We start from the raw sequence: 25129 nt of genomic DNA on the forward strand, positions 1-25129 counted from the left end.
CAATGACCACCCTGCAGAGCGTCCCGTCACTCGGGACGCACCCGGCCTCCGGCTCCCTTCCGAGCCGCGCCGAGACTCGGGAGCAGCTCTCCAAGGCGACGTACGACCTCCTGGTGATCGGTGGCGGCATCCTGGGCATCTCCACCGCCTGGCACGCCGCGCAGTCCGGGCTGCGGGTGGCCCTGGTGGACGCCGGCGACTTCGCCGGCGCCACCTCCTCCGCCTCCTCCAAGCTGCTCCACGGCGGTCTGCGCTACCTGCAGACCGGCGCGGTGAAGCTGGTCGCGGAGAATCACTTCGAGCGGCGTGCGGTGTCCCGTCAGGTCGCCCCGCACCTGGCGAATCCGCTCACCTTCTACCTGCCGGTCTACAAGGGCGGCCCGCACGGCGCGGCCAAGCTCGGTGCGGGTGTGTTCGCGTACTCGGCGCTCTCCGCGTTCGGCGACGGGGTCGGGCATGTGATCAGCCCGGCGAAGGCACAGCGCGATGTGCCGGAGCTGCGTACGGACAATCTGAAGGCCGTCGCGGTCTACGGCGACGACCAGATGAACGATGCCCGGATGGCGCTGATGACGGTCCGCGCGGCCGTCGACGCGGGTGCGGTCGTCCTGAACCATGCGGCGGTGACCGGGCTGCGGTTCACCAAGGGCCGGGTGACGGGCGCCGACCTGGAGGACCGTACGGACGGCACGGAGTTCGGCGTCAACGCCCGCCTCGTGCTCAACGCCACCGGACCGTGGGTCGATCACCTGCGGAAGATGGAGGACCCGGACGCGGCGCCTTCGATACGTCTGTCCAAGGGCGCGCACCTGGTGCTCAAGCGCACGCGCCCCTGGAAGGCCGCGCTGGCCACCCCGATCGACAAGTACCGCATCACGTTCGCCCTGCCGTGGGAGGACATGCTGCTGCTCGGTACGACGGACGAGGAGTACGAGGGCGATCCGGCGGACGTCGCGGTCAACGAGAAGGACACCGCGCAGATCCTCGACGAGGCGGCGTTCTCCATCAAGGACCAGCAGCTGTCGCGCGATCTGATCACCTACTCCTTCGCGGGTCTGCGGGTGCTGCCGGGCGGCCCGGGCGACACGTCCAAGGCCAAGCGCGAGACGGTCGTGACCGAGGGCCGCGGCGGCATGCTGTCGGTCGCGGGCGGCAAGTGGACGACGTTCCGCCACATCGGCCGTACGGTGATGAACAAGCTGGCCGCGCTCCCCGGGCACCCCCTGGCGGACGACATGGAGCCGATCTCGCGGCTGCCGAAGAAGCTCCCGCTGCCCGGCATCGCCAACCCGAACGCGGTGGCGCACCGGCTGCTGGTCGACGGCGGTACGCCCGGTCCGCGGATGGCGGCCGACACGGCCCGCCACCTCGCCACGCACTACGGCTCGCTCTCCTTCGACATCGCACGGCTGGCGAACGAGAGCCCGGCGCTGGCCGAACGCATCCACCCGGACGCGCCGGAGATCTGGGCGCAGGTCGCCTACGCACGTGATCACGAGTGGGCCGAGACGGCGGACGATGTGCTGCGCCGCCGCACGACGCTGACGATCCGGGGTCTGGCGACGGACGAGATCCGGGCCGGCGTCGAGTCCATGCTCGGCGACCGGAGCTGACGGGGTTGGACGCGTAGGTCGGGGCGGCTTCCGGGTGGGGGGCCGCCCCGGCCGCATGTCCGGGAGCCCTCAGCCCGGTGAACGCGCCACACGGTTGCCATACAGGTGCAATATGACGCAGGGACAGTTGAGCCATGAAGCTCTCCGTACTGTCCCTCATCGGCCACGCCCCGCACCCGCTGAACGGTCGGCACCCCTCCCCCGCCGAGCGGTTCGAGGAGGTGATCGAGACCGGGGTCGTCGCGGAGCGGCTCGGCTTCGACGCGTACTCGATCGGCGAACGGCATGCCGGGCCGTTCCTCTCGTCGAGCCCGAGTGTGGTGCTCGGAGCCCTCGCGGCCCGTACCTCCGCCATCCGGCTCCTGACCGGTGTCACGGTCGTCGCGATCCTCGATCCGGTGCGGGTGGCCGAGGACTTCGCGACGCTCGACCAGATCTCCAGGGGCCGGATCGAGCTGGTCGTCGGCAAGGGCGCGGAGGCCGGTCACTTCGACCTCTTCGGGCTTGACGAGGAACGGCAGTGGGACCTCCAGAAGGAGAAGTACGAGCTGCTGCGGCGGCTGTGGACCGAGGAGGGCGTCGACTGGGAGGGCGAGTTCCGGCCCGCGCTGAAGAACACGACGACCCTGCCGCGCCCGTACGCCGGAGCGCCGCGCATCTGGCACGGCTCGGCGACCAGCCTCAACTCCCCCGAACTGGCGGCGCTCCACGGCGATCCGCTGTTCACCGCCAATGCCGTCCAGCCCCGTGCCGCGTATGCCCGGCTGATCGACCACTACCGGGAGCGCTTCGAGGCGTACGGTCACGATCCGGCCCGCGCGCATGTGGCGGCGGGTTCGGGCGGGCTGCTGATCGCCGACAGTTCGCAGCAGGCGGTGGAACGCTACAAGGAGCTGTACGAGGCCAAGGTGAAGCAGTCTTCCCGGCCGCACCTGGAGGGCCGGGCCGGCTACAACACGCCGTTCCGGACGATCGAGGAGGCCATCGCGGACGGGCCCCAGCTGATCGGCAGCCCGCAGCAGATCATCGACAAGATCCTCGGCTGGCACGAGGTGTACGGACACGACCTGCAGTCGATCAGCGTGGACGGCTTCGGGCTCAGCCACCCCGAGCAGATCGAGACGCTGCGGCGGTTCGCCGAGGACATCGCTCCGGTGGTACGGCGTGAGGCACCGTCCGCGCTCTGGGACTGACCCCGCCCGGTCCCGATGACCGTGCGGTACCCGCGCACCTGGGACGACCTGCGACAGAACTGGTTCATCCGCCTCTTCCGACCCGCATAATGAAGAGAGACATCGGATGTCTGATTCCAGTCCGGATCCAGGAGGACCGTCATGGCTGTCACCGACGAGGCGATCGAGAAGATCAAGGGAATGATCGTCTCGGGTGCGCTACGGCCCGGCGACCGGCTCCCCAAGGAGAGCGAACTCGCGGCGGAGCTGGGGCTCTCCCGCAACTCCCTGAGGGAGGCGGTGCGCGCCCTGTCGCTGATCCGCATTCTCGATGTGCGGCAGGGCGACGGCACGTATGTGACCAGCCTCGATCCCCAGTTGCTGCTGGAGGCGCTGAGCTTCGTGGTGGACTTCCACCGCGACGACACGGTGCTCGAATTCCTCGCGGTCCGCCGCATTCTGGAACCGGCCGCGACGGCGATGGCCGCGACCCGGATCAGCGAGGCCCAACTGGACGTACTGAGCTCACAGTTGGACGCCCTGGGCGCGCAGCCCTCGGTGGAGGAGCTGGTCGCCGGCGATCTGGAGTTCCACCGCGGCATCGTGCAGTCTTCCGGGAACTCGGTCCTCTGCTCACTGCTCGACGGGCTGTCGGGGCCGACGACCCGGGCGCGGGTCTGGCGCGGTCTGACGCAGGAGGATGCGGTCAGCCGCACGCTCCATGAGCACCGGGCGATCGTGTCGGCTCTGCGGGACCGGGACGCGGAGGCTGCGCGGGCCTGGGCGACGGTGCATGTGGCGAGCGTCGAGCAGTGGCTGCGGTCGACGCTGTAGCGCGCGGCGGGTGACCGGGGCTCCGCACCGGGCCCCGCACGTCAGACGCCGGCGGAGCTGAGGAATCAGCTCCGCCGGCGTCCGCGAGAACGGGTTCAGTCCTGCTTCTCGCCGCTCGCGAAGCGGGAGATGACCAGGGCGACGATGATGATGGCGCCGTTGAGGAACTGGTTCCAGAGCGCCGGGACACCGCCGAGGGTCATCACATTGACCACCAGTTGGAGCGTCAGTACGCCGGTCAGCGCACCGAACAGGGTGCCTCGGCCGCCCTTGAGGCTGATGCCGCCGATGACCGCGGCGGCGAACACCTGGAAGATCCAGCCGTTGCCCTGGGTCGCCGCGACCGATCCGTAGTGGCCGGTGTAGAGGATGCCCGCGAAGGCCGCCAGCAGACCGCCGATGGCGAGCACGATCCAGGTGACCCGGTCCACCCGGATGCCCGCGGCTCGCGCCGCTTCCGGGTTGCCGCCGATGGCGTACAGCGAGCGTCCGTGGCGCAGCCAGGCCAGTGCGGCGCCACCGACGGCGAACAGCGCCAGGCAGATCCAGACGGCGGCCGGTGCGCCGAGCCATTCGCTCTTGCCGAGGTAGCGGAAGGACTCCGGGACGTCGGTGATGGACTTGCCCTCGGTGATGCCGATGTGGAGGCCGCGCAGCATGGTGAGCATGCCGAGCGTGGCGATGAAGCCGTTGACCCTCAGCTTCAGCATCAGGAAGCCGTTGATCGCACCGATCGCGAGGCCCACCAGCAGACAGAGCGGGATCGCCGACCAGGTGGGCAGCAGGCCGAGGCCGGCGAAGCGGCCGCCCTCCGCGGGCAGGACCAGCCACATCGCGACGACCGGCGCGATGCCGATCGTCGACTCCAGTGACAGGTCCATCCGTCCGCAGATCAGGATCAGCGCCTGGCCCAGGACCAGCAGGCTCAGCTCGGAGGACTGCTGGACGACGCTGATCAGGTTCTCGGAGGTCAGGAACACCGGCGAGACGATGAACCCGATCACCATCAGCACCAGAATCACCGGTACCAGGGAGAAGTCGCTCCACCGGATCAGCTTCAGCCGGTCCAGCGGGCTCTCGCCCGTCAGGGAGCCCTTCGGCCCGCTGTCGATGCCGTCGGCCGCCACAGGCCGTACCGTTCCGGTCATTTCCTTTCCCCCACACCTTCCATGGCGGCGACGAGTTCCCCGTCGGTCCACCCGCTTGCGAATGTTGCGACCACGCGCCCGTGGAACAGGGCGAGCACTCGGTCGCAGACCCGCAGATCGTCCAGCTCGTCCGAGATGATCACTGCGGCGTTCCCCTCGTCGGCAACCCGTCGCACGACTCCGAGCAGCGAATCCTTGGACTTGATGTCCACACCCGCGGTGGGCCGCACGGCCACCAGCACGCTCGGCTTGCGGGCCAGCGCACGGGCGACGACCACCTTCTGCTGGTTGCCGCCGGAGAGTCCGGAGACGGGCTGCTCGGGCCCCTGTGTCTTGATGTCCAGCGAGGCGATCATCGACCGTGCGAACTCCCTGGTACGGGAGGGCAGTACGGTCCCCCACGGGCCGAGTTGGTCGGTGACCGTGAGGGTGGCGTTCTCGGCGACGCTGCGTTCCAGGACGAGGCCCTGGTCGTGCCGGTCCTCGGGGATGTAGCCGATCCCGGCGTCCAGCGCGTGCGGCACACTGCCGGTGCGCACGGTCCTTCCGTGTACAAAGACCGTGCCACCGTCCGCCTTTCGCATACCGGCCAGGGCCTCGCCCAGGGCCGTGTTGCCGCTGGCCGCGGAGCCGGCGAGGCCGAGCACCTCGCCGGGGCGGACCTCCAGGTCCAGCGGTTCGAACCGGCCCTCCAGAGTGAGCCCTTCGGTACGCAGGACGGGGGCAGCCGACTGATCCCGTACCGCCGCACCGTCGCCGCCCGCGTGCCAGGCGGTGGCGCCGGCGGACTGCTCCCCGGTCATCGCCGCCACCAGTTCGGCTTTGGCGATGTCGGCGACCGGGGCGCTCAGCACATGGCGGGCGTCGCGGTAGACGGTGACCGCCGTGCACAGTTCGTACACCTCCTGCAGATGGTGGGAGATGAAGAGGAACGCCACTCCCTGGCTCTGCAGTTCCCTGAGCTTGTCGAACAGCCGCCCGATGCCGCGGGCATCGAGCTGGGCGGTCGGCTCGTCCAGGATGATCAGCCGGGCGCCGAAGGACAGCGCCCGGGCTATCTCGACGAACTGCCGCTGCTCGACGGCGAGATCGCGCGCCCGGGTGCTGGGGTCGACCTGGACCCCGTAGTCGGCGAGGAGCCGCTCGGCGCGCCTGCGGAGCTTCCCCCAGCTGATCCAGCGGGCGTTGTCGTCGAAACGGTTGAGGAAGAGGTTCTCGGCGACGGTCAGGTCGGGGACGACCATGGACTTCTGGTAGACGCAGGCGACCTTCGACTGCCAGGCCGTGGTGTCCCCGAAGGCGGGCGCGGGCTCCCCCCCGAACGTGACCGTGCCCGCGTCCGCCTTGTGGAGTCCGGTCAGGACGCTGACCAGCGTCGACTTGCCCGCACCGTTGCGACCGACGAGGGCATGGGACTCACCGGGCTGCACGGTGAGCCGGACCCCGTCGAGCGCCACGGTGGGCCCGAAGCGTTTGACGACGCCTTCCGCCTGTACGGCAGGTGGTGCCTTTTCCATCAGACCCCTTCTCAGCAAAGCGCTGTAGTAATGCCGGTACTCTGCCCCCGGGCAGCGGTCAGGGCTTGTCCGCGTCTCGGTTCCTCGGAGCCGAGAGGGAAGCCCTCTCGGCTCCGAGAGGGAGGAGTCACGGCTAGCTCTTCTTCTCCAGCTGATTGGCCCACAGTTTCGGGTCGTCCACGTTGTCCTTGGTCACCAGCGGCGCGGGGAGTTGGTCCTCGAAGCCGTTCGGGATCCTGATGATGTTCGAGTCGTGGTCGGTGGGGCCTTCCTTGAAGGTCTTGCCGTCCAGGGCCGCCTTGGCGTAGTACAGCGCGTACTTCGCGTACAGGTCGGCGGGCTGGGAGATCGTCGCGTCGATCTTCCCGGCCTTGATGGCGTCGAACTCCTCCGGGATGCCGTCGTTGGAGATGATCGTGATGTGGCCCGGCGTACCGGCCGGCTTCAGCAGCTTCTTCTGCTCCAGGAGCGCGAGGGTGGGCTGCAGGAAGACACCCCCGGCCTGCATGTAGATGCCGTTGATGTCGGGGTTGGCGGCCAGGGTGGCCTGAAGTTTGGCGGAGGCGACATCGCCCTTCCAGTCGGTGGCCAGCTCGAAGACCTTGATACCGGGGAATTCCTTGTCCATGCAGGACTTGAACGCCTCGGACCGGTCGCGGCCGTTGATCGAGGAGAGGTCGCCCTGGAACTCGACGACCTTGCCCTTGCCCTTCAGCTGCTCGCCGAGGTACTTGCAGGCGTTGGTCCCGTACGCCTTGTTGTCGGCCCGCACGACCATGTAGATGTTGCCCTTGTCGGGCCGGGTGTCGACGCTGATGACCGGGATCTTCTTCTCGTTCAGTGTGTTGAGCGACTCGGCAATCGCACCGGTGTCCTGGGGTGCCATCACGACGGCCTTGGCGCCCTGGTCGGTGAAGGTCTGGACGTTGGCGACCAGCTTGCCGATGTCGTTCTGCGAGTTGGTCAGCGGCAGCGCCTTGACCTCGCCGGCCTTGACCCCCTTCTCCACATAGTTCTGGTACGAGTTCCAGAAGTCGCTGTCGCTGCGCGGCAGGTCGATGCCGACCTTCCCGCCGCCCGCACCGTCAGCGGTGGACTCGCGGTTGCAGCCCGCGAGGGCAGTGACGGCCAGCAGTACGGCGCAGGCTGCCGCACTCGTCGTACGCACTCTCATTGGTGTCCCGTCCTTTGTCGAGTACCGGCTCGGAGCTCTGTTGGCATAGCGGCGGTGCATGGTGCGCAGGGGTGCGGCCCGTTGGTGCGGCTCGGGCCCGTCCGGCCCTGGTCCGCCGGACAGGCCGAGGGCCGCGCGCCCCTGATCAGCTCTCGGCGGGGCGCAGGCGCAGGCCCTGCATTCCGCCGTCGACGGCCAGTGCCGTGCCGGTGACCGAGGCGGCGGCGGGGCTGGCCAGGTAGACGATCGCGGTGGCCACCTCGTCGGCCGAGACCAGCCGTCCCAGCGGCTGGCGGGCGTTCAGCGCGGCTCGTTCGGCGGCCGGGTCGTCGGCCTGGCCCAGGAGCCGCCCGATCCACGGGGTGTCCGCGGTGCCCGGATTCACGCAGTTGACCCGGATGCCCTCACGGACATGGTCGGCGGCCATCGCAAGGGTCAACGAGAGGACCGCGCCCTTGCTCGCGCTGTACAGGGCGCGCTGCGGCAGTCCGGCGGTCGCGGCGATCGAGCAGGTCTGGGTGATCGAGACGGCACCGGGGCGGTCGGCCGCCGCGCGCCGCAGATGGGGCAGGGCGTGCCGGGCGGTGCGGACCATGCCGAGGACGTTGATGTCCAGGACCCGGGTCCACTCGTCGTCGGCGTTGTCCTCGACCGTGCCGATGGAACCGATGCCCGCGTTGGACACGACGGAGTGCAGGCCGCCCAGTTCACCGGCGGCCAGGTCGACCGCCTCGCGCACGGCCGCGTCGTCGGTGACGTCCGCCTTGAGGGCGAGCGTGCCGTCGGGGGCGCCTGCGGTCTCGCGGTCGAGTACGGCCACGCGCGCACCGCGCGCCAGCAGCATGGTCGCCACGGCGGCCCCGATACCGGAGGCGCCTCCCGTCACCAGGGCGTTCATGCCCTCGAAGTCGCTTGTGCCGGTCATCGGTCATCCTCCTCGGTGGTGCGGCGGGCCTGCCATACGGGGCCCTCCGGATAGCGGTGTGCGGCAATCGATTCGGGGAGCATCCGGGCGGAGAAGCCCGGGGAACTCGGGGCGGCGTAACGGCCGGACTCGATCACGGTGGGGTCGGCGAAGTGTTCGTGGAGATGGTCGACGTACTCGATCACACGGTTCTCCCAACTGCCGGAGACCGCCACATAGTCGAACATCGAGAGATGCTGCACCAGCTCGCACAGTCCGACACCGCCCGCGTGCGGGCAGACCGGTACGCCGTACTTGGCGGCGAGCAGCAGGATCGCCAGGTTCTCGTTGACGCCCGCGACACGGGCCGCGTCGATCTGGACGAAGTCGACGGCTCCGGCCTGCAGCAGCTGTTTGAACACGACCCGGTTGGCGACATGTTCGCCGGTGGCGACCTTGACCGGCTGCCCGGCGCGGACTGCGGCGTGGCCGAGGATGTCGTCGGGGCTGGTCGGCTCCTCGATCCAGTGCGGGTCGTACGGTGCGAGCGCCGTCATCCACTTCACCGCGTCGGCGACGTCCCAGCGCTGGTTGGCGTCGACGGCGATCCGGACGTCCGGCCCGACGGCCTCGCGGGCCAGGGCGAGTCTGCGGACGTCGTCGCCGAGATTGCCGCCGACCTTCAGCTTGATCTGGGTGAAGCCGTCGACGACGGCCTCCTTCGCCAGCCTGACCAGCTTGTCGTCGGTGTATCCCAGCCAGCCGGGCGAGGTGGTGTATGCCGGGTAGCCCTCGGCGCGCAGTCGCTCGGCGCGCTCGGCCCGGCCCGGTTCGGCGGCCCGCAGGATCGTGAGGGCCTCATCGGGGGTGAGGGCGTCGGTGAGATAGCGGAAGTCGACGAGGGAGACGAGCTCCTCGGGCGTCATCTCGGCGAGGAACTGCCAGACGGGCCTGCCGGCCTGCTTCGCCGCCAAGTCCCAGGCGGCGTTGACGACCGCGCCGGCCGCCATGTGCATCACACCCTTTTCGGGGCCGAGCCAGCGCAGTTGGGAGTCATGGGTGAGCTCACGGTGCAGTGCGGCGAGGTCGGCCGCGGTGCGGGGCACCGGGCGCCCCACCACGTACGGGCGCAACGCTTCGATGGCAGCGGCCATCACCTCGTTGCCGCGCCCGATGGTGAAACAGAAGCCATGCCCCTCGATGTCAGTACCGTCGGTGCCGTCGGTGGGAGCAGTGCTCAGTACGACATAGGCAGCCGAGTAGTCGGGGTCGGGGTTCATGGCGTCCGAGCCGTCCAGTTGTTCCGAGGTCGGAAAACGGATGTCGTGGACCTCGAAATCCGTGACGGTCTGACTCATGTGCGCCCCCAGGGGAATAACATCGGACCTCTGCTCTGGTCATCCGATGTATAGCGTCACGAAGGCCCCAACGTCCAGGGTTGGGGCGAAATTGACTGGACACAGCTCGGATGTATTCAGAGACTGATGCCCTGATTCGACCGGTGATGCACCTCCCGGGTCAGGTTCACCCGGCTGTGCACAGGGGCTGCGGCGAGAGTGGCCGGAAGCCGTAAGGTTGGTGCGTACGCAAGGGAACTTCGGAAGGAGGCCTGGGTGATCGAGCTCGAGGGGGTACCCGAGCTGATCGACCCGGTCATGGTGGCCGCGTTCGAGGGATGGAACGACGCAGGTGACGCCGCATCCACGGCGGTCGCGCACCTGGACCGGGAGTGGAAGGGCGAGGTGTTCGCGGCGCTGGACGCCGAGGACTACTACGACTTCCAGGTCAACCGGCCGACGGTCTGGCTGGACGGCGGGGTGCGCAAGATCACCTGGCCGACCACCCGGCTCTCCGTGGTCCGCATCGGCGGGGACAAGCCCCGCGATCTCGTCCTGGTACGCGGTATCGAGCCGTCCATGCGCTGGCGCTCGTTCTGCAACGAGATCCTGGCCTTCGCCCATGAGCTGGGCGTGGAGATGGTGGTGATCCTTGGCGCACTGCTCGGCGACACCCCGCACACCCGCCCCGTACCGGTCAGCGGAGTCACCTCCGACCCGGATCTGGCGCGGACCATGGACCTGGAGGAGACCAGATACGAGGGTCCGACGGGCATCGTCGGCATTCTTCAGGAGGCCTGTACGCACGCGGGCGTGCCCGCGGTGAGCCTGTGGGCAGCGGTGCCGCACTACGTGTCGCAGCCGCCCAACCCGAAGGCCACCCTCGCGCTGCTGAACCGCCTGGAGGATCTCCTCGGTCTGCGCATCCCGCTGGGCGAGCTGCCCGAGGACGCGCGTGCCTGGCAGCTCGGAGTCGACCAACTGGCGGCCGAGGACAGCGAAGTGGCGGAGTACGTGCAGACGCTGGAGGAGGCCCGGGACACCGCGGAGCTTCCCGAGGCGAGCGGCGAGGCCATCGCCCGGGAGTTCGAGCGCTATCTGCGCCGCCGGGACGTCGGTCCGGGCCAGGCGCCCGGCGGGCATGCGACGGAGACCGGCGACGCCTCGTATCTGCGCGACACATCCAGCGGCCGCACCCGTCCGCCGAAGCCGGTCCGGCCGGACACCGGGGGCGAGACGGGACCCGGCTCGCCACCCACGAGCGGGCCCGGCCGGCAGCCGTCGGCCGACCAGGAGAACGAGGACAGCGCCGGCGACGACGACAGCCCACAGGATTCGTCGGAGGAATCCTCGGAGGACTGATGAGACCGGCGGAGCGCCGGGCGGGTACATCCCCGCCCGGCGCTCCTTCGCTGTCCGGGTCATTCAGGAACAGGTGAACCGCGCCGCGGCCCAGTCCCCGTGGTCACCGGTCTTGGATCCATTGGTGTCCGTGACCTTCAGGTGCACATGGCGCGCACCGTCGAGCTTCACATCGACCGGTACGGTCGCCGACGCCCCCGTCACCTTCGGCGAGGTCCACAGCACCTTGCCGTCCGCCTCGACGGAGAACGCCACTTCGCCGTAGCCGTTGATCTCGTCGTCGATCCCCACGTCCGCGGTGAAGGCGGTGCAGCGCCCGCCGAGATAGACCTCGATGTCGGAGTCGGCATGGGTGCCGATCCCCTTGTCGTACGTCTTCCCCGCGAGGGTCAGCCGGTGTCCGTCGGCCGCGCCCGACTCGCCGTTGCTGCGGTCGCGTTCGGCGGGCCCGTATCCATTGACCGACTTCAGCCACACCAGATCGCTCGCCCAGGCCTCACCGGTGGGCGGCGGTGGCATCACACCGGCAGCGAACCGCTGGACGGAGGTCCGGGCTTCGCCGGCCGCCCGGTAGCGGGCGAGGGCGGTGATCCTCGCCTCCCCCGCCGTGGCGTCCTTGGCCGGGGTGACCGACACCTCGACCCGCCGGGTGGTGCCCGCCGGAATCCGGTCCACGGCCTGGGCCCGGGTGACCTGCCAGCCCTCGGGAACGTCGAGGGTGACCGCGGCGTCCGTCACGTCGGCGTTGCCCGCGGTGACATCGACGGCGACGGTGCCTTCGACCCCGGCGCCGATCTCCTGCCCGGTCGGCGCGGAGACGACGGCCGTCGCGGCCGCGTTCCTCCCGCCGACGGCGCTCGTGTTCTCCAGCTTCACGGAGAACTTCTTGCCGGTGGAGAGCGGCGCAGTCTTGATCTTCACAACACCGCCGCGGTCGTCCTGGTCGTACCACCAGCCCTGCTTCGCGGCCTTGTACGCGGCCGCGGAACCCAGCCGGGGCAGCTTGCCGTTGAGCTTGACCGCGCTCGGCGCGGAGCCGGTGTGCACGCTGAACTCGTACGGGCGGGTGCTCTGCTTGCCGGTGAACTCCCCCTTGCTCTCACCGATCCGCACGGTGACGTCGCCCGCGCCCCGTACCGGTGCGTCGACGTCGGCGGTCTGTGTGGCGTACTTGCCGTCGCGGTGCTGCCGGGTGACGCCGTCGTCCTCGTAGAGGGTGAAGGACGACTTGCCCTGCGGGTAGATGTCCCAGGCGAGCGGGGAGTCGGCGGTGCGGTCCTTGTACGAGCGGATGCCCGGCCACATCGGCACACTGGCACCGCCCTTGACGAACAGCGGCAGGGTGTCGAGCGGGGCGCTGTAGTGGTCGAGGGTGGCCGGCCCCTCGTACGTGCGGCCGCTCCAGTAGTCGGTCCAGGTGCCCTTCGGCAGATAGATTCCGTTGCGCTCGGTGCTGTCCTGGTAGACGGGCGCGACGAGGAAGTCCTCGCCCGACATGAATTCGTACTTCGCCGCTTCCGTCGCCGCCTTCGGGTCGTCCGGGTATTCGAGGACCAGCGGGCGGACCATGCCGACGCCGGTCTTCGTCGCCTCGTGCGCGTAGGAGTACTGGTAGGGCAGCAGCGACTCCTTGAGCTTGAGGTAGTCGCGGTTGACGGAGGTGTACGGCTCCCCGTACCGGTAGGGCTGCTTGTCGCTGGCTGCCCAGCCGTCCATGGTCATCGTGGTGCCCAGGAACATCTTCCACTGGAGATCACGGGTGTACGTCTTGGCGCTGCCGCCGAAGATGCCGTCGACATCGCCGGTGGTGTAGGCGAGACCGGACATCGTGGCGCCGGCGTAGGTCGGGATCTGCCAGCGGATGTAGTCCCAGGTGCCGGACTGGTCACCGGACCACTGGACGCCGCAGCGCTGCGCACCCGACCAGCTCTCGGGGGCGTAGGTGAAGCCGCGGGCGTCACTGTTGTCCTCGATGCCCTTGTACGCGTCCTTGCAGCCGTCCAGGGCGAACTTGTAGCCCGCGCCGACCCAGGCGACGTCCAGCTTGGCGACCCGCTGGCCCGCCTTGACCTGGTCGGCGATCTTGTCGATGCCGTCCTCGGTCCACAGGCCGAGCTGCATGTCGCGGTCCTGGAGGCCCTTGGCGGTCTGGGCGAGGTCCTCGTGGCCGCAGCCGTAGCCGTCGTTGACGAGCATCCAGCCGTTCGGCATGTCGTTCTCGACGTACCCGTCGGCGACCTTCAGGGCGTCCAGGGTGCGCCGCTCACCGCGGTTGGCATTGTGCAGGTAGCAGTCGGAGTCGCCGAGCTCCATCCCGTACACGGGCGGCAGGAAGGGCTTGCCGGTGAGCTTCGTGTACTGCCCGATGACGTCCTTGGCGCCGTCGCCGGCGAAGTAGTAGGCGTCGAAGCGCTGTTCCTGCGCGCTGGTGGTCACCGGGTCGGTGAACGCGTAGGTGTTGGGCGCGTAGGTGTTGCGGAAGACGCCGTACCCCGCCGAGGAGAGGTAGAACGGCACCGAGTTGGGGTGCCCGCCCTCGTTCCAGTTGTAGTCGACGCCGACCTCGACGGTCTTGTCCCGGTGCGAGGTGTTGCCGCGGCCGTTCTGCATTCCGGCGCCGTAGAACTGCTCGTCCGCGCCGCGGGCCAGGGTCTGGGTGGTCTGCTTCCCGTCCCAGCTCAGCCCCTTGGCCTCGGACCAGACCTGGGTGCCGTCCGCCCGGTACAGCGCGAAGCGCAGGGGCGCCTTGTAGGCGCGCAGGGTGACGCTGCCGGTGAAGAGTTCGTAGCGGTCGCTCCGCTCCTTCCACCGGGTGTGCGGCGGGGCGCCCTGCGGCATGACTATGTCGTCGCCGGTCGGGTCGGAGAACGTACCGTCCGGGGTGAGTTCGATACGGAAGGTCTCGTCGGAGACGAAGCTGACACGGGCCTCGGCGGCGCCGGCCCTCAAGTGGTAGACGGATCCGTCGGCGGAGAATCCGGTGAGGTCGCCGACCGTGGTGGTGTCCGGTTCGGCGGCGCCGGCCTGGGCTGCGCCGGGCCCCGCGAAGACGGCCATCAGCCCCAGCAAGGCTGCAAGTGCCGCCGTTCTGATGCGCGTTGATGATTGCATAGAGCGCTTTTAGCGCAGTATCGAGCACTTGACCATGGACAAAACGGAACCGGCCCTGAACTTCGTCGAGAAGTCCAAGGCCGGCTCATCGGATGGCGATCAGCGGGTTGTCACCGTGCGCGGCACTACAGTGCGACACCCAGCAGCGCGTCGACGGTGCGCGAGACGAGGCCCGGTGCGCCCTCGTCCGTACCGCCCTCGGCGTTCTGGCGCTCGGCCCAGCGGTCCACGGCCGCCAGGGCGGCCGGTGCGTCCAGGTCGTCGGCGAGGGCCTCGCGGACCTCCTCGACCAGGGCCTCGGCGGGCAGTCCGTCGGGACGGGAGACGGCGGCGCGCCACCGCCCGAGCCGCTCGACGGCATCGGCGAGCACCTGGTCGGTCCACTCCCAGTCGGACCGGTAGTGGTGCGAGAGCAGGGCGAGCCGGATCGCCGCCGGGTCCACGCCGTCATGACGAAGCTTCGAGACGAAGACCAGGTTGCCCTTGGACTTGGACATCTTCTCGCCGTCCAGGGCGACCATTCCGGCGTGCACATACGCCTGGGCGAACGGGTGATCGCCGGTCAGCACCTGGGCGTGCGAGGCGCCCATCTCGTGGTGCGGGAAGGCGAGGTCGGACCCGCCTCCCTGGACGTCGAAGCCCATGCCGAGGTGGTCCAGGGCGATGGCGACGCACTCGATGTGCCAGCCGGGCCGGCCGGGGCCGAGCGAGGCGCCGTCCCAGCTCGGCTCGCCCTCACGGGCGGCCATCCAGAGCATCGGGTCGAGCGGGTTCTTCTTGCCGGGGCGCTCCGGGTCGCCGCCACGCTCGGCGGAAAGCAGCCGCATCGCCTCGGCGTCGAGGTTCGAGACCCCTCCGAAGTGCGGGTCGGTCTCGACGGAGAAGTACACATCCCCGTCGAGTTCGTAGGCGGCGCCGGCGTCCCGGAGCCGCTCGACGAGCGGGACGATGCCCGGTATCGCCTCCACGGCACCGATGTAGTGCTTCGGCGGGAGCATGCGCAGGGCGGTCATGTCCTCGCGGAACAGGGCCGTCTCGCGCTCGGCGAGCTCGGTCCAGTCCTGACCGTCGCGCACAGCCCGCTCCAGCAGCGGGTCGTCCACGTCGGTCACGTTCTGGACATAGTGAACCTGCCGCTTGGTGTCGAGCCACACGCGCTGAACGAGGTCGAACGCGTTGTAGGTCGCCGCATGACCCATGTGGGTCGCGTCGTACGGCGTGATGCCGCAGACGTAGATACGGGCGACGGGACCGGGGTCAAGAGTGATCCGTCCGCCGGTCGCGGTGTCGTGGATCCGAAGGTCGCGGCCCTTGCCAGGCAGGGCGGGGACCTCAGAAGCGGGCCAGGCATGCATGTCACGAGCGTAACCGGATGCACGTTCCGGATACGAACCGGATGCCGGATCTTGACCGAAGAGGCGGTCTTGCGCGGCGTGGATTCATCTGCTCCGGCACGGACCCCGCCTGCGTACCCCCGCTCCCCGACCGCCCCAGTGGCTTGATCTCGTCACACCGGCGGCCAGGGGATCGACGGCCACTCACCGCTCGGCTCCGGGTGCTTCCCCGACGTCCTCAGCCCCTCCACGCGTCCCCGCAAGGCCTCGATCTCGACCTCGGTGATCAGCTCGGCCAGCCGGGTGACGAGCGAGCTCCCGGGTGCCAGCTCCGCACCGAGCCGGTCCACGACCCCGACGGCCTCGGCCGTCAACGGCTCCCCTGCCCACCCCCAGAGCAGGGTGCGCAGCTTGTCGTCGGTGTTGAAGGTCACTCCGTGGTCGATGCCGTAGAGCCGGCCGTCGGGTGCGGGCAGCAGATGGCCGCCCTTGCGGTCGCCGTTGTTGATCACGGCATCGAGGACCGCCAGCCGCCGCAGCCGGGGATCGTCCGCGTGGACCAGCAGGGCCGTCTTCCCCTCCCCGGCCTCGGCGAGGGCGACGGCCTTCCAGCCCTCCCCCGGCTCCTCGTCCTCGACGAGCGCCAGGAGCGGGGGCTGACCGTCCACGGAGGACTCGTCGCTGTCCGGCGCCGCTTCGATCCACAGCTGGCACATGCCCTCGCCGTACGGCCCGTCCCGCAGCACGGTGGGGGGTATGAGCCCCCATCCGGTCGCCACGGAGACCTCGTACGCGGCCACCTCGCGCTGGGCGAGCGTGCCGTCCGGGAAGTCCCACAGGGGCTGTTCCCCGGCCACTGGCTTGTAGACGCATGTCACTTCGTCGCCCTCGTGGGCGACCGTGCAGTAGAGCACCGCGTTGGACGCCCCACGGATCTGGCCGCGTACGGTGAGCCGGCCCTCGGTGAGAAGGGTGACCAGTTCGGTGTCGGTCAGGCTCCGCGACGGTATCCGTTCTGGCGCGGGCATACGTGTCCTTCCGGGTCGAGCGGCAGGCTGCACAGCGGGCACGGCGGGCGCCCGGCGTTCACTACATCCAGGGCGCGCTTGGCGAAGGCGCGGGCCTGCGCGCCGCTGAGGCGGACCCGGAGCATCGGCGGACCGTTCTCCTCGTCCTGGAGCAACCGCTCCTCGGCCTCCGCGAGATCCTCGTCGGAGTCCACGTCGAGCTCGACCAGCGCCTGCGCCTCGACGATCATGCGCTGCTCCTCGCCGTCCCAGGCGAGCGCCATCGTGCCGACCCGGAACTCCTCCTCGACGGGCACGTCGAGCGGCGCGGTGTCGGTGACATCCATCGGCGCCACGGCGGGCACCGGGGAATTCCCGCCGGTCCGCCGCACCACTTCGTCGAGCAGTTCGTCGATGCGCTCGGCGAGCGCGGCGACCTGAGTCTTCTCCAGGGCCACGCTGGTCACGCGTCCGCCTGAGGATGCCTGCAGGAAGAACGTACGACGTCCAGGCAACCCGACCGTACCGGCCACGAAGCGGTCCGGGGGGTCGTAGAGGAACACCTGACGGGACACGTCCTGTCTCCCTTGAAAATTGACGGCAGATGAGGGGCGGCCGGGGTCCGGGGGATTCCCCCGGGAAGGGCGCCTACGGCGCGTCCACCCTACTGCGCAAAGCGATCACGGTGCCCCAGCGCCGCCCCCGACCGCCGCGTCCGCATCGGCGTCCGCCGCCGGGCGTCGGCCCTGGTCCGTTCCGGCTGTGTGCTCACGGGGCGCCAGCGGGGCGAGGTCCCCCGTGTCACCGAGCCGCAGCAGGAAGGGCCGCAGCCTGGTGTAGCGGATCGCGGTGATCGAACAGGGGTCGGCCTGGATCCGCTGGAAGAGGTCGAGATGCATGCCGAGCGCGTCGGCGACGACGGCCTTGATGATGTCGCCGTGCGAGCACATCACGTAGGCGGCGTCGTCACCGTGCTCGGCCTCGATCCGCGCGTTCCAGTCCCGTACGGCGTCGACGGCGCGTGCCTGCATGGCGCGCATGGACTCACCGCCGGGGAAGGCCGCAGCCGACGGATGCTGCTGCACGACGCTCATCAGCGGCTCGTCGGTGAGTTCCGCCAGCTTGCGCCCCGACCAGTCGCCGTAGTCGCACTCGCTGATCCGCTCCTCGGTGTGCAGCACCAGTCCCGGCCGGGCTTCGAGCAGCGGCTGCAGGGTTTCCCGGCAGCGCTGCAGGGGGCTGCTGACGACGGCGGCGAGGGGCAGCACGGCCAGCCGCCCGGGCAGCGCCATGGCCTGGGCGGCACCGCGCTCGTCGAGCGCGACACCGGGGGTGCGGCCCGCGAGCACCCCGGCCGTGTTGGCGGTGGAGCGTCCATGGCGTACGAGGATCAGGGTGGGCATACGGGCCAGCGTAGGCCGCTGCCGCCGGTGAGGTGCGCCGGGGACCGGAGCAAGGAAGAATGCGCGCCGTGATTGTGGACAGTGCGATCTACCGGGGCGGGCGTCGTACCGAAGGCCCCGCCGACCTCTCCGATGCCCTCGCGGAGGCACGGGCCACCGGGGACGCGTTTCTCTGGATCGGTCTGCACGAGCCGACGGAGAAGGAATTCGAGCTCGTCAGCAGCGAGTTCGGGCTCCACCCGCTGGCCGTGGAGGACGCCCTGAGCGCGCACCAACGGCCCAAGCTGGAGGTGTACGACGACTCGCTCTTCGCGGTCATCAAGCCGGTGGTGTACGAGCACCTGAGCGACACGGTCACCACCGACGAGCTGATGGCCTTCATCGGCGATTCATTCGTCGTGACGGTCCGGCACGGGGAGGGCGCCCCGCTCGCCGCGGTACGCCGCCGTCTGGAGTCCGAGCCGGAGGTTCTCAAGCACGGGCCGACCGCCGTGCTGTACGCGATCAGCGACGCCGTCGTCGACCACTACATCGAGGTGGCGGGCGAGCTCCAGGTCGACCTGGAGGAGCTCGAGACCGAGGTATTCGCGCCGACCGGAGCCGTGGACACCAAGAACACCGCGTCCCGCATCTACACCTTCAAGCGGCAGATCATGGAGTTCCGCCGTGCCACAGGTCCCCTGAGCGCCCCCATGGCCCGGCTGGCGAGCGCGGAGGTGCCGTTCGTCCACGAACACTCCCAGCCCTTCTTCCGCGACGTGAGCGACCATCTGACGCGCGCCAACGAGTACGTGGAGGGGCTGGACCGGCTGCTCTCCGACATCCTCTCGGCGCAGTTGGCCCAGGTGGGCGTGCGGCAGAACGACGACATGCGCAAGATCTCGGCCTGGGCGGCGATGGCCGCCGTACCGACCATGGTGGCGGGGATCTACGGCATGAACTTCAAGCACATGCCGGAACTCGGCTGGGTGTGGGCCTATCCGGCGGTGATCGTGCTGATGGGCTCCGTGGTCTTCGGCCTCTACCGGCAGTTCAAGCGCCGCGGCTGGCTCTGACGGGCGGCCGGGCGCGGCGCCCGGATCAGGCGGACTCGGGCGCCTGCGTCGCGGGACCACCCCCGCGCCGCTCGGGCGGCGCCGGGCTCACCATGCGCCGCCACCCCACGAGCCGACCGGCTGCAGCCCGCGCTTCTTCAGCAGCGAGTCGAATGATCCGGCCGTGCTTGTCCTCGTCGGCGCCGTGCCGCGCGATCCCGGGCGCCAGGGCCCGCCGGCTCCCCGCCACGAGGGCCGCGATACGCCCGTTCTCCCGGCCACCCTGGGACTCCCCGCCGGCCGCGGTGGAACAGAACAGCCGGAACGACTCGTCTTCGTCGAGAATCTCCTGGAACAGGTTCCTGCCGGGAGCACCACTGCCACCTCCGTACCGGCATCCGCCCTTCGCCGGTCATGCGACACGCCCACCCGGGCAACAGGAACGCCCCCGGCTGCGCCGGACGCCTGCGACGCTCCAGCCCGTCCGGTGATCGAGGACCGAACCCTCAGCCCGGTGACCCCGCACCGAACCGCACGCCGTTCGGCGTAACCACACGCCCCCGAACGCGTTGTTCCACGTAACGGCCGTGGCGGGGAGGACCCCGAGCCCCCACCACGGCCGTAGCGCTGTCCCGGAGCCCCGGGAGCCCCCGGAAGTCCGGAGCCCGCGCTACGCGAGCCCGGACCGCTCCAGCGCATCCGTACCGGCCCGCAAAGCCGTGATCCGCTCATCGAGCGTGAACCCGGCCGGAGCCAGAGTCAGCGTCGTGACACCCGACGCGGCATATGCCTGCATCCGCTCGGCGATCCGCTCGACCGAACCGAGCAGCGTGGTCTGGTCGATCAGCTGGTGCGGCACAGCGGCAGCGGCGCCGTTCTTGTCTCCGGACAGGTACTTGTCCTGAATCTCGGCGGCTTCCTTCTCGTACCCCATGCGCTGCGCGAGCTGGTTGTAGAAGTTCTGCTTGCGGCTGCCCATACCGCCCACGTACAGCGCGGTGTACGGACGGAACATGTCAGCGAGGCCATTGACGTCGTCACCGACGGCCAGCGGCAGCGTCGGGCAGACGTCGAAGCCCTCCATGGTCTTGCCGGCCTTCTCGCGGCCGGCCCGCAGGTACTTCACCGCGGTGTCCTCAAGGTGCTCCGCGGACGGGAAGATCAGCAGCGCGCCGTCGGCGATCTCGCCGGTCTGCTCCAGGTTCTTCGGGCCGATCGCGGCGATGTAGAGCGGGATGTGCTCGCGCTGCGGGTGGACCGTGAGCTTGATCGGCTTGCCCGGACCGTCCGGCAGCGGAAGTGTCCAGTGCTGCCCCTCGTACGACAGCCGCTCACGGGACATCGCCTTGCGGACGATCTCGACGTACTCCCGGGTGCGGGCCAGCGGCTTGTCGAACTTGACGCCGTACCAGCCCTCGGAGACCTGCGGTCCCGACACGCCGAGGCCGAGCCGGAAACGGCCGCCGGAGAGCGAGTCGAGGGTGGCGGCGGTCATCGCCGTCATCGCGGGCTGGCGGGCCGGGATCTGCATGATCGCGGAGCCGACGTCGATCGATTCGGTCTGGGCGGCGACCCAGGAGAGCACGGTCGGCGCGTCGGAGCCGTATGCCTCGGCCGCCCAGCAGACGTCGTAACCGAGCCGGTCGGCCTCCTGGGCGACGGCGAGGTTGTCGCCGTCCATTCCCGCGCCCCAGTAACCGAGATTGATGCCGAGCCGCATAGCCGCTCCCCTTACTGATCAGTAACGTCCCTGAGCTTCGGACTCTAGCGCGCGGCAACGGGTTCCGGCAGGGGCGACTTGATGCCGGGTTGTCCACAGGCTTCCGCCCGGTGGGGCTCTGGCCAGTAATCTCAGCGCACATGGAGCAGAGGCATCTCGGCCGCACCGGCCTTCGAGTGTCCCGGATCGGGCTCGGCACCCTGACCTGGGGCCGGGACACCGACGAGCACGACGCTGCGGAACAGCTGAAGGCCTTCTGGGAAGCGGGCGGCACGCTGGTCGACACGGCTGATGTGTACGGCGGTGGGGAGGCCGAATACCTGCTCGGGCGGCTCACCGAGGGCCTGGTGCCACGGCGCGATCTGGTCATCGCGACGAAGGCGGGCAGCGTGGCCGACCCGTACCGCCGGTTCAACGGATCCCGCGGCCATCTGCTGGCCGCGCTGGACGCCTCCTTGGAACGGCTCGGTACGGATTACGTGGATCTGTGGCAGATCCACGCCTTCGACCCGGTGACTCCGCTGGAGGAGAGCCTTCAGGCGGTTGACCTGGCGGTGTCCACCGGCCGCGCCCGGTACGCGGGGGTGTCGAACTTCTGCGGCTGGCAGCTGGCCAAGGCAGCGACCTGGCAGCTCGCGTCGCCCGGGGTGCGCACCCGGCTGGCGAGCACCCAGATGGAGTACTCCCTGTTGCAGCGGGGTGTGGAACGCGAGGTGCTGCCGGCCGCGCTCGATCTGGGCGTGGGGCTGCTGCCTTCCTCCCCGCTGGGCCGGGGTGTCCTGACCGGCAAGTACCGGACGGGCACCCCGGCGGACTCACGCGGCGCCTCGGAGCTGCTGGCTCCGTTCGTCGAGCCGTATCTCGACGACCCGGCGAGCCGCATCGTGGACGCGGTGGCGACGGCGGCCGACGGCCTGGCCACGACGGCGCTCCAGGTAGCTCTCGCCTGGGTGCGGGACCGGCCGGGAGTGGTGGCCCCGATCGTCGGCGCGCGCAACGCGCAGCAGCTCACGGAGGCATTGTCAGTGGAGGCGCTTAGTCTTCCTGACGAGATCTGCCAGGCGCTCGACGATGTGTCGGCGCCCGTGCACCGCTATCCCGACCAGGACTGGAGCACGCTGTGACTGCGCTTCCCCGGGGGGAAACCCCCGGCTCCCCGGCCGCCGACGACGACAGCGTTGTCGCGGACCCCTCCGCCGCCGTGCCCGCTCCGTCCCCGGAGGACGAGGGTCACGACGACGGCGAGGGATCGACGACGGCCGCCGACGCCGCGGACACGGAGGACGACGACTCCGGGACCTCCGGGACCGGGGAAGCAGCCGAAGCCGGGGCCGGCGGCATGGCGTACACCGAGGAAGCGGCCGACGAGACCGGCGGCAGGACCGACACCGACGGGACAGCCGACGGCACCGTGGACGGGGCGGCTGCCGCCCCCGCACCGCTCTCCGAGGCCGAGGCCGAACTCGCCGCCCAGCGTGAGCTGAGGGAGCGGATCGAGAAGCGCAAGGCCGAGAAGGAAGGCCCCATCGCCGCCGGTGCGAAGCTGAGCGGCCAGGCGGCCGATCTGCTGGCGGCCGTGCGTGCCGTGGAGAGCGGTGAGAAGCCCGCCGCCGCGTTCTTCGACTCGCCCGCACCCGCCGCCCCTCGCCGGGCCGCTCCCACGCCTGCTCCGGTACGCCCCCGCGCACCCGAGCAGGCCCCGGCTCCGCAGGGCGCATCACCGGAAGCTGTCGCCGCGGTGGCCGCCGTACTGGCCGAGGGCGGGGCGCCCGGAGCGCTGGCGGGCCCGGCGGCCGAGGCCCTCGGCGCGCAGGCCGCCGATGCCCTGCGCGAGGACCCGTGGCAGTTGCTGACCGTGCCGGGAGTCAGGCCCGAGCAGGCCGACGGTTTCGCACGGGCCATGCTGGGCGCCGGGTGCGGTCCGGACGACGAGCGGCGCACCGCGGCCCTGGTCGGCTGGCTGCTGGAGCGGGCCGCGCTCCAGGGCCACACGGCACTGGACGCGACGGCGGTACGTGCCGCGCTCGCCGAGCGCTCGGTGACCGACCCCGAAGCAGCCGTGCAGCACGCCGTCGCCGAGGGCGTCGTCCTGGTCTTCCAGGACGGGCAGGACGACCAGGAGTCCGAGGCACCCGCGGAACCGGGCGAGGACGCCGCAGGAAGCGCGGAGGACCGGGCCGGGCAGGAGCCGGTGCAGGTGATGCTCGGTCTCGAGCGGTACGCACTCGCCGAGGAGAGCCTCGCCGACGGTCTGGCCCGCCTGGTCAACGCCTGCGAGAAGGACGCCGACTGGACGGAGCCGGCCTCGGCCGCGGGCTCCCCGTCGGCGGCCGAACTGATCCGTGCGGTCGCGGCCCATGGTCTCGTGGCGCACACCGGCGGCGAGGCGGCCAGGGCCGAACCCGCCGCGCTGATCACCGCGGCCCGCGGCCTCGGACTGCGCGCCCTGGGTGCCGTGCACAGCGTCGACGGCAGGCGTCGGCTGGCCGGGGCGACCGGCGATCCGTCGGCGGCCGTCACACTTGCCGGGCTGCTCTCCGGTGCGGAGGGCCCGGGACGGGACGAGGAGGGGGCGATCGCCGTCGACCTGCTCGTCGTGCTGGACGCCCCGCAGCTGGACGTCGAGACCGCCGCGATCCTCGTGGAGTCGCTGGCCGACGGCACCCGGCTGGTGCTCAGCGGCGACCCGGGCGTGCTGGGCTCGGCCGGTGCGGGACGGGTGTTCGCCGATGTGCTGGATGCCCGTGCCTGCCCGCAGATCGTGTCCCGTACGCCGGATCCGGGACCGATCGGCGAACTGGTCTCCGGCATCGGCATCGGCGAGCTGAACCAGGTCGCGGCGCCCGGCAAGGAGGTGGTGATCGTCCCCGTGCGCGACGCGGGCGAGGCGGTGCACCGCACCGTGCAACTGGTCGCCGACTCGGTGCCGCGCGCCATCGGCGTACCGTCGGCCGACACCCAGGTGATCACCGTCGGCCACGGCGGCCCGGCGGGCACCCGGGCGTTGAACGCGGCACTGAAGCAGCGGCTCAACCCCGGTCCGGGGCGGTTCGGCGGCTTCGACCCGGGCGACCGTGTCGTCCATGTCCCGACGCCCGGCAGGACCGTGCCCGGGGAGGTCGTCTCGGCCGACGCCGAGGGCCTGCATCTGGACTGCGCGGGCGCGAAGGTCGTCGTACCGCAGGAGCGGGTGGAGTCGTCCGTACGCCACGGCTGGGCCCTCAGCGCCCACCAGGCGGCCGGGATGCGGTGGCCCGCAGTGGTCGTCGTGCTGCCGGGTGACGCCGCCCAGGGACTGAGTCGCTCCTGGGTGTACACCGCCTTCAGCCGCGGGGAGCGGCATCTGTCCGTCGTGCACGGGGTGGATCAGGCGCTCCAGCGCGCGGTCGCCCAGTCCCCGGCCCAGGCCCGCACGACGCGACTGCGCACCCTGCTGGAGGCTCCGGCCGGATGACCGGATCGCGCCCTGTTCCCCATCGCCGGACGGGCTCGGTTTCGAGCCCGTCCGGCGGACGGATCAGGAGCTGTCCACCACCAGGCCGGCCGGCTCCTCGTCCGATTCGTCCTCGTCGAAGACGGCGCTGACGTCGAAGCGGCAGACCACCAGCTGCGGGTCCGCTTCGTCGAACGGTGCGCCGAGCCACTCCCCCGCCTCGGGCAATTCCTCCGCAGCCGTGACCCAGAGCGTGGAGTCGCCCTCCTCCAGACCGAACTCCGTATGCCGGGAAGCGATCTCGTCCGGTTCGTACTCACCGAAGAGCACTCCGAGCGCGGCATGGACGCTGGAGCCCACCACCGCGGCGCTCCCGCCGGCGCGATCGTCCGGATCGAGGTCGGCGATCCGCTGGGCCTGTGCGAGCAGCCGCGGCGGCTCCACCACCGCGTAGTCGCGCCGGATCAGCACACTCAGCGCGTTCGGTTCCTCCGGGCCGGCGTACGGCGGCAGGGAGTCCTCCGCACCCGGGATCTCGAAAGGGGTGACCTCGTCGTAGCGGTCGTAGAGCAGTTCGTCGTAGAACTCGGCGGCAGCGGCGAGTGCATTGAACGCGTCGTAGACGGCGGGATCATCGTCCCCTGTCCGGCGTTCGACCGCCTCGAGGTGATGGTCGAGCGCGGCTTTGATCGCTTCGGCGGCGGCGCGTACCTCGGCAGCGGTGGGCTGCGCAGCATCAGACATAGTGCAGACGCTATCCGTACAGGGGCTCTGCCCGCACAATAGATGCGATGCCGGAATACGAATTTGTCGATGTGTACGTACCGCGCGGGGTGTCCCGGAAGGAGACGGCCCGCCTGCTGACCGACCATGCCGAGTACGGGCACTGGGAGTTGGACCGACTGACGCTGCGCCGTGACGGCAGCCGCAGGGTGCGGCTGCGCCGACGGATCATCCGCCAGCTCCGGGCCACCTGGTGAGACGGAGCGGGCCCCGCAGTCGCGGGGCCCGCTCCTTTCGCCGTGC

The 25129-nt window shown here is 70.3% G+C and carries 20 protein-coding genes and 1 pseudogene; 8 read left to right on the forward strand and 13 right to left on the reverse strand.

The genetic code is table 11. From position 1 onward, the window contains the following. Positions 1-2: 2 nt before the first annotated feature. From ACIPEK_RS11285 to ACIPEK_RS11295, 3 genes are all read left to right on the forward strand, one after another. A complete protein-coding gene (locus ACIPEK_RS11285) occupies positions 3-1613 on the forward strand; it encodes an FAD-dependent oxidoreductase (protein ID WP_401993686.1) in 1611 nt (536 codons plus the stop codon). A gap of 134 nt (positions 1614-1747) precedes the next feature. After that, the gene (locus ACIPEK_RS11290; RefSeq protein WP_383072120.1) at positions 1748-2806 is read left to right on the forward strand and encodes an LLM class flavin-dependent oxidoreductase; all 1059 of its coding nucleotides are present in this window, start codon (positions 1748-1750) and stop codon (positions 2804-2806) included. Between the two features lie 141 nt (positions 2807-2947). Further along, a complete protein-coding gene (locus tag ACIPEK_RS11295) occupies positions 2948-3619 on the forward strand; it encodes a FadR/GntR family transcriptional regulator (RefSeq protein WP_401993690.1) in 672 nt (223 codons plus the stop codon). A 95-nt stretch (positions 3620-3714) separates the two neighbouring features. On the opposite strand, the gene ACIPEK_RS11300 is transcribed toward ACIPEK_RS11295, so the two are convergent. The 5 genes from ACIPEK_RS11300 to ACIPEK_RS11320 all read right to left on the reverse strand — a co-directional run bounded on the left by ACIPEK_RS11300 (position 3715) and on the right by ACIPEK_RS11320 (position 9720). Continuing rightward, positions 3715-4767 carry an ABC transporter permease gene (locus ACIPEK_RS11300; protein ID WP_383072118.1) on the reverse strand — a complete coding sequence of 351 codons (1053 nt, stop codon included), beginning with the start codon at positions 4765-4767 and terminating at the stop codon, positions 3715-3717. After that, on the reverse strand, positions 4764-6284 hold the full coding sequence (locus ACIPEK_RS11305) for a sugar ABC transporter ATP-binding protein (protein ID WP_401993693.1): 1521 nt from the start codon (positions 6282-6284) through the stop codon (positions 4764-4766). Before ACIPEK_RS11305 ends, ACIPEK_RS11300 begins: the two co-directional genes overlap by 4 nt. Positions 6285-6417: 133 nt before the next feature. Continuing rightward, complete coding sequence (locus tag ACIPEK_RS11310) at positions 6418-7458, reverse strand: sugar ABC transporter substrate-binding protein (RefSeq protein ID WP_401993696.1); 1041 nt, start codon at positions 7456-7458, stop codon at positions 6418-6420. A gap of 145 nt (positions 7459-7603) precedes the next feature. Further along, positions 7604-8383, reverse strand: a complete 780-nt coding sequence (locus ACIPEK_RS11315; protein WP_383072115.1) for an SDR family NAD(P)-dependent oxidoreductase — start codon at positions 8381-8383, stop codon at positions 7604-7606. After that, positions 8380-9720, reverse strand: a complete 1341-nt coding sequence (locus ACIPEK_RS11320; protein WP_401993699.1) for an L-fuconate dehydratase — start codon at positions 9718-9720, stop codon at positions 8380-8382. Before ACIPEK_RS11320 ends, ACIPEK_RS11315 begins: the two co-directional genes overlap by 4 nt. Positions 9721-9975: 255 nt before the next feature. Here ACIPEK_RS11320 and ACIPEK_RS11325 point away from each other — a divergent pair, with 255 nt between their 5' ends. Then, positions 9976-11061: a PAC2 family protein gene (locus ACIPEK_RS11325; protein WP_401993702.1), complete on the forward strand. Its 1086-nt coding sequence runs from the start codon at positions 9976-9978 to the stop codon at positions 11059-11061. A gap of 63 nt (positions 11062-11124) precedes the next feature. On the opposite strand, the gene ACIPEK_RS11330 is transcribed toward ACIPEK_RS11325, so the two are convergent. From ACIPEK_RS11330 to ACIPEK_RS11350, 5 genes are all read right to left on the reverse strand, one after another. Beyond that, positions 11125-14172 (reverse strand): NPCBM/NEW2 domain-containing protein, encoded by a 3048-nt coding sequence (locus ACIPEK_RS11330; protein WP_401993705.1) that lies wholly within the window; start codon positions 14170-14172, stop codon positions 11125-11127. A gap of 125 nt (positions 14173-14297) precedes the next feature. Next, entirely contained in the window at positions 14298-15527 is a 1230-nt protein-coding gene (mshC, locus tag ACIPEK_RS11335) for a cysteine--1-D-myo-inosityl 2-amino-2-deoxy-alpha-D-glucopyranoside ligase (protein ID WP_383072111.1), read from the reverse strand. A 152-nt stretch (positions 15528-15679) separates the two neighbouring features. Continuing rightward, the gene (locus ACIPEK_RS11340) at positions 15680-16534 is read right to left on the reverse strand and encodes an SCO1664 family protein (protein ID WP_401993708.1); all 855 of its coding nucleotides are present in this window, start codon (positions 16532-16534) and stop codon (positions 15680-15682) included. After that, entirely contained in the window at positions 16498-17088 is a 591-nt protein-coding gene (locus tag ACIPEK_RS11345; protein WP_072484378.1) for a DUF3090 domain-containing protein, read from the reverse strand. Before ACIPEK_RS11345 ends, ACIPEK_RS11340 begins: the two co-directional genes overlap by 37 nt. 105 nt (positions 17089-17193) lie before the next feature. Next, positions 17194-17916, reverse strand: a complete 723-nt coding sequence (locus ACIPEK_RS11350; protein ID WP_401993711.1) for a histidine phosphatase family protein — start codon at positions 17914-17916, stop codon at positions 17194-17196. Between the two features lie 59 nt (positions 17917-17975). Between ACIPEK_RS11350 and corA the strand changes: the two genes are divergently transcribed. Next, positions 17976-18971, forward strand: coding sequence for a magnesium/cobalt transporter CorA (corA, locus tag ACIPEK_RS11355; protein ID WP_383072108.1), 996 nt, complete (start codon positions 17976-17978; stop codon positions 18969-18971). Between the two features lie 114 nt (positions 18972-19085). Here the strand turns inward: corA and ACIPEK_RS11360 are convergent. Next, positions 19086-19308 (reverse strand): annotated as a pseudogene (locus ACIPEK_RS11360) (ferritin-like domain-containing protein); the annotation flags it as partial. Between the two features lie 312 nt (positions 19309-19620). Then, positions 19621-20670, reverse strand: coding sequence for an LLM class F420-dependent oxidoreductase (locus ACIPEK_RS11365; RefSeq protein WP_401993715.1), 1050 nt, complete (start codon positions 20668-20670; stop codon positions 19621-19623). 140 nt (positions 20671-20810) lie between these two features. Between ACIPEK_RS11365 and ACIPEK_RS11370 the strand changes: the two genes are divergently transcribed. Beyond that, positions 20811-21794 (forward strand): aldo/keto reductase, encoded by a 984-nt coding sequence (locus tag ACIPEK_RS11370; protein WP_401993718.1) that lies wholly within the window; start codon positions 20811-20813, stop codon positions 21792-21794. Next, a complete protein-coding gene (locus tag ACIPEK_RS11375; protein WP_401993721.1) occupies positions 21791-24124 on the forward strand; it encodes a helix-hairpin-helix domain-containing protein in 2334 nt (777 codons plus the stop codon). Before ACIPEK_RS11370 ends, ACIPEK_RS11375 begins: the two co-directional genes overlap by 4 nt. 63 nt (positions 24125-24187) lie before the next feature. On the opposite strand, the gene ACIPEK_RS11380 is transcribed toward ACIPEK_RS11375, so the two are convergent. Beyond that, positions 24188-24847, reverse strand: a complete 660-nt coding sequence (locus tag ACIPEK_RS11380) for a hypothetical protein (RefSeq protein WP_383072104.1) — start codon at positions 24845-24847, stop codon at positions 24188-24190. Positions 24848-24894: 47 nt separating this feature from the next. On the opposite strand from ACIPEK_RS11380, the gene ACIPEK_RS11385 reads away from it, so the two are divergent. Next, positions 24895-25083 carry a DUF5703 family protein gene (locus ACIPEK_RS11385; protein ID WP_030918345.1) on the forward strand — a complete coding sequence of 63 codons (189 nt, stop codon included), beginning with the start codon at positions 24895-24897 and terminating at the stop codon, positions 25081-25083. Positions 25084-25129: the final 46 nt, after the last annotated feature.

Source organism: Streptomyces sp. NPDC088246 (assembly GCF_044741025.1).
Lineage (GTDB): Bacteria > Actinomycetota > Actinomycetes > Streptomycetales > Streptomycetaceae > Streptomyces.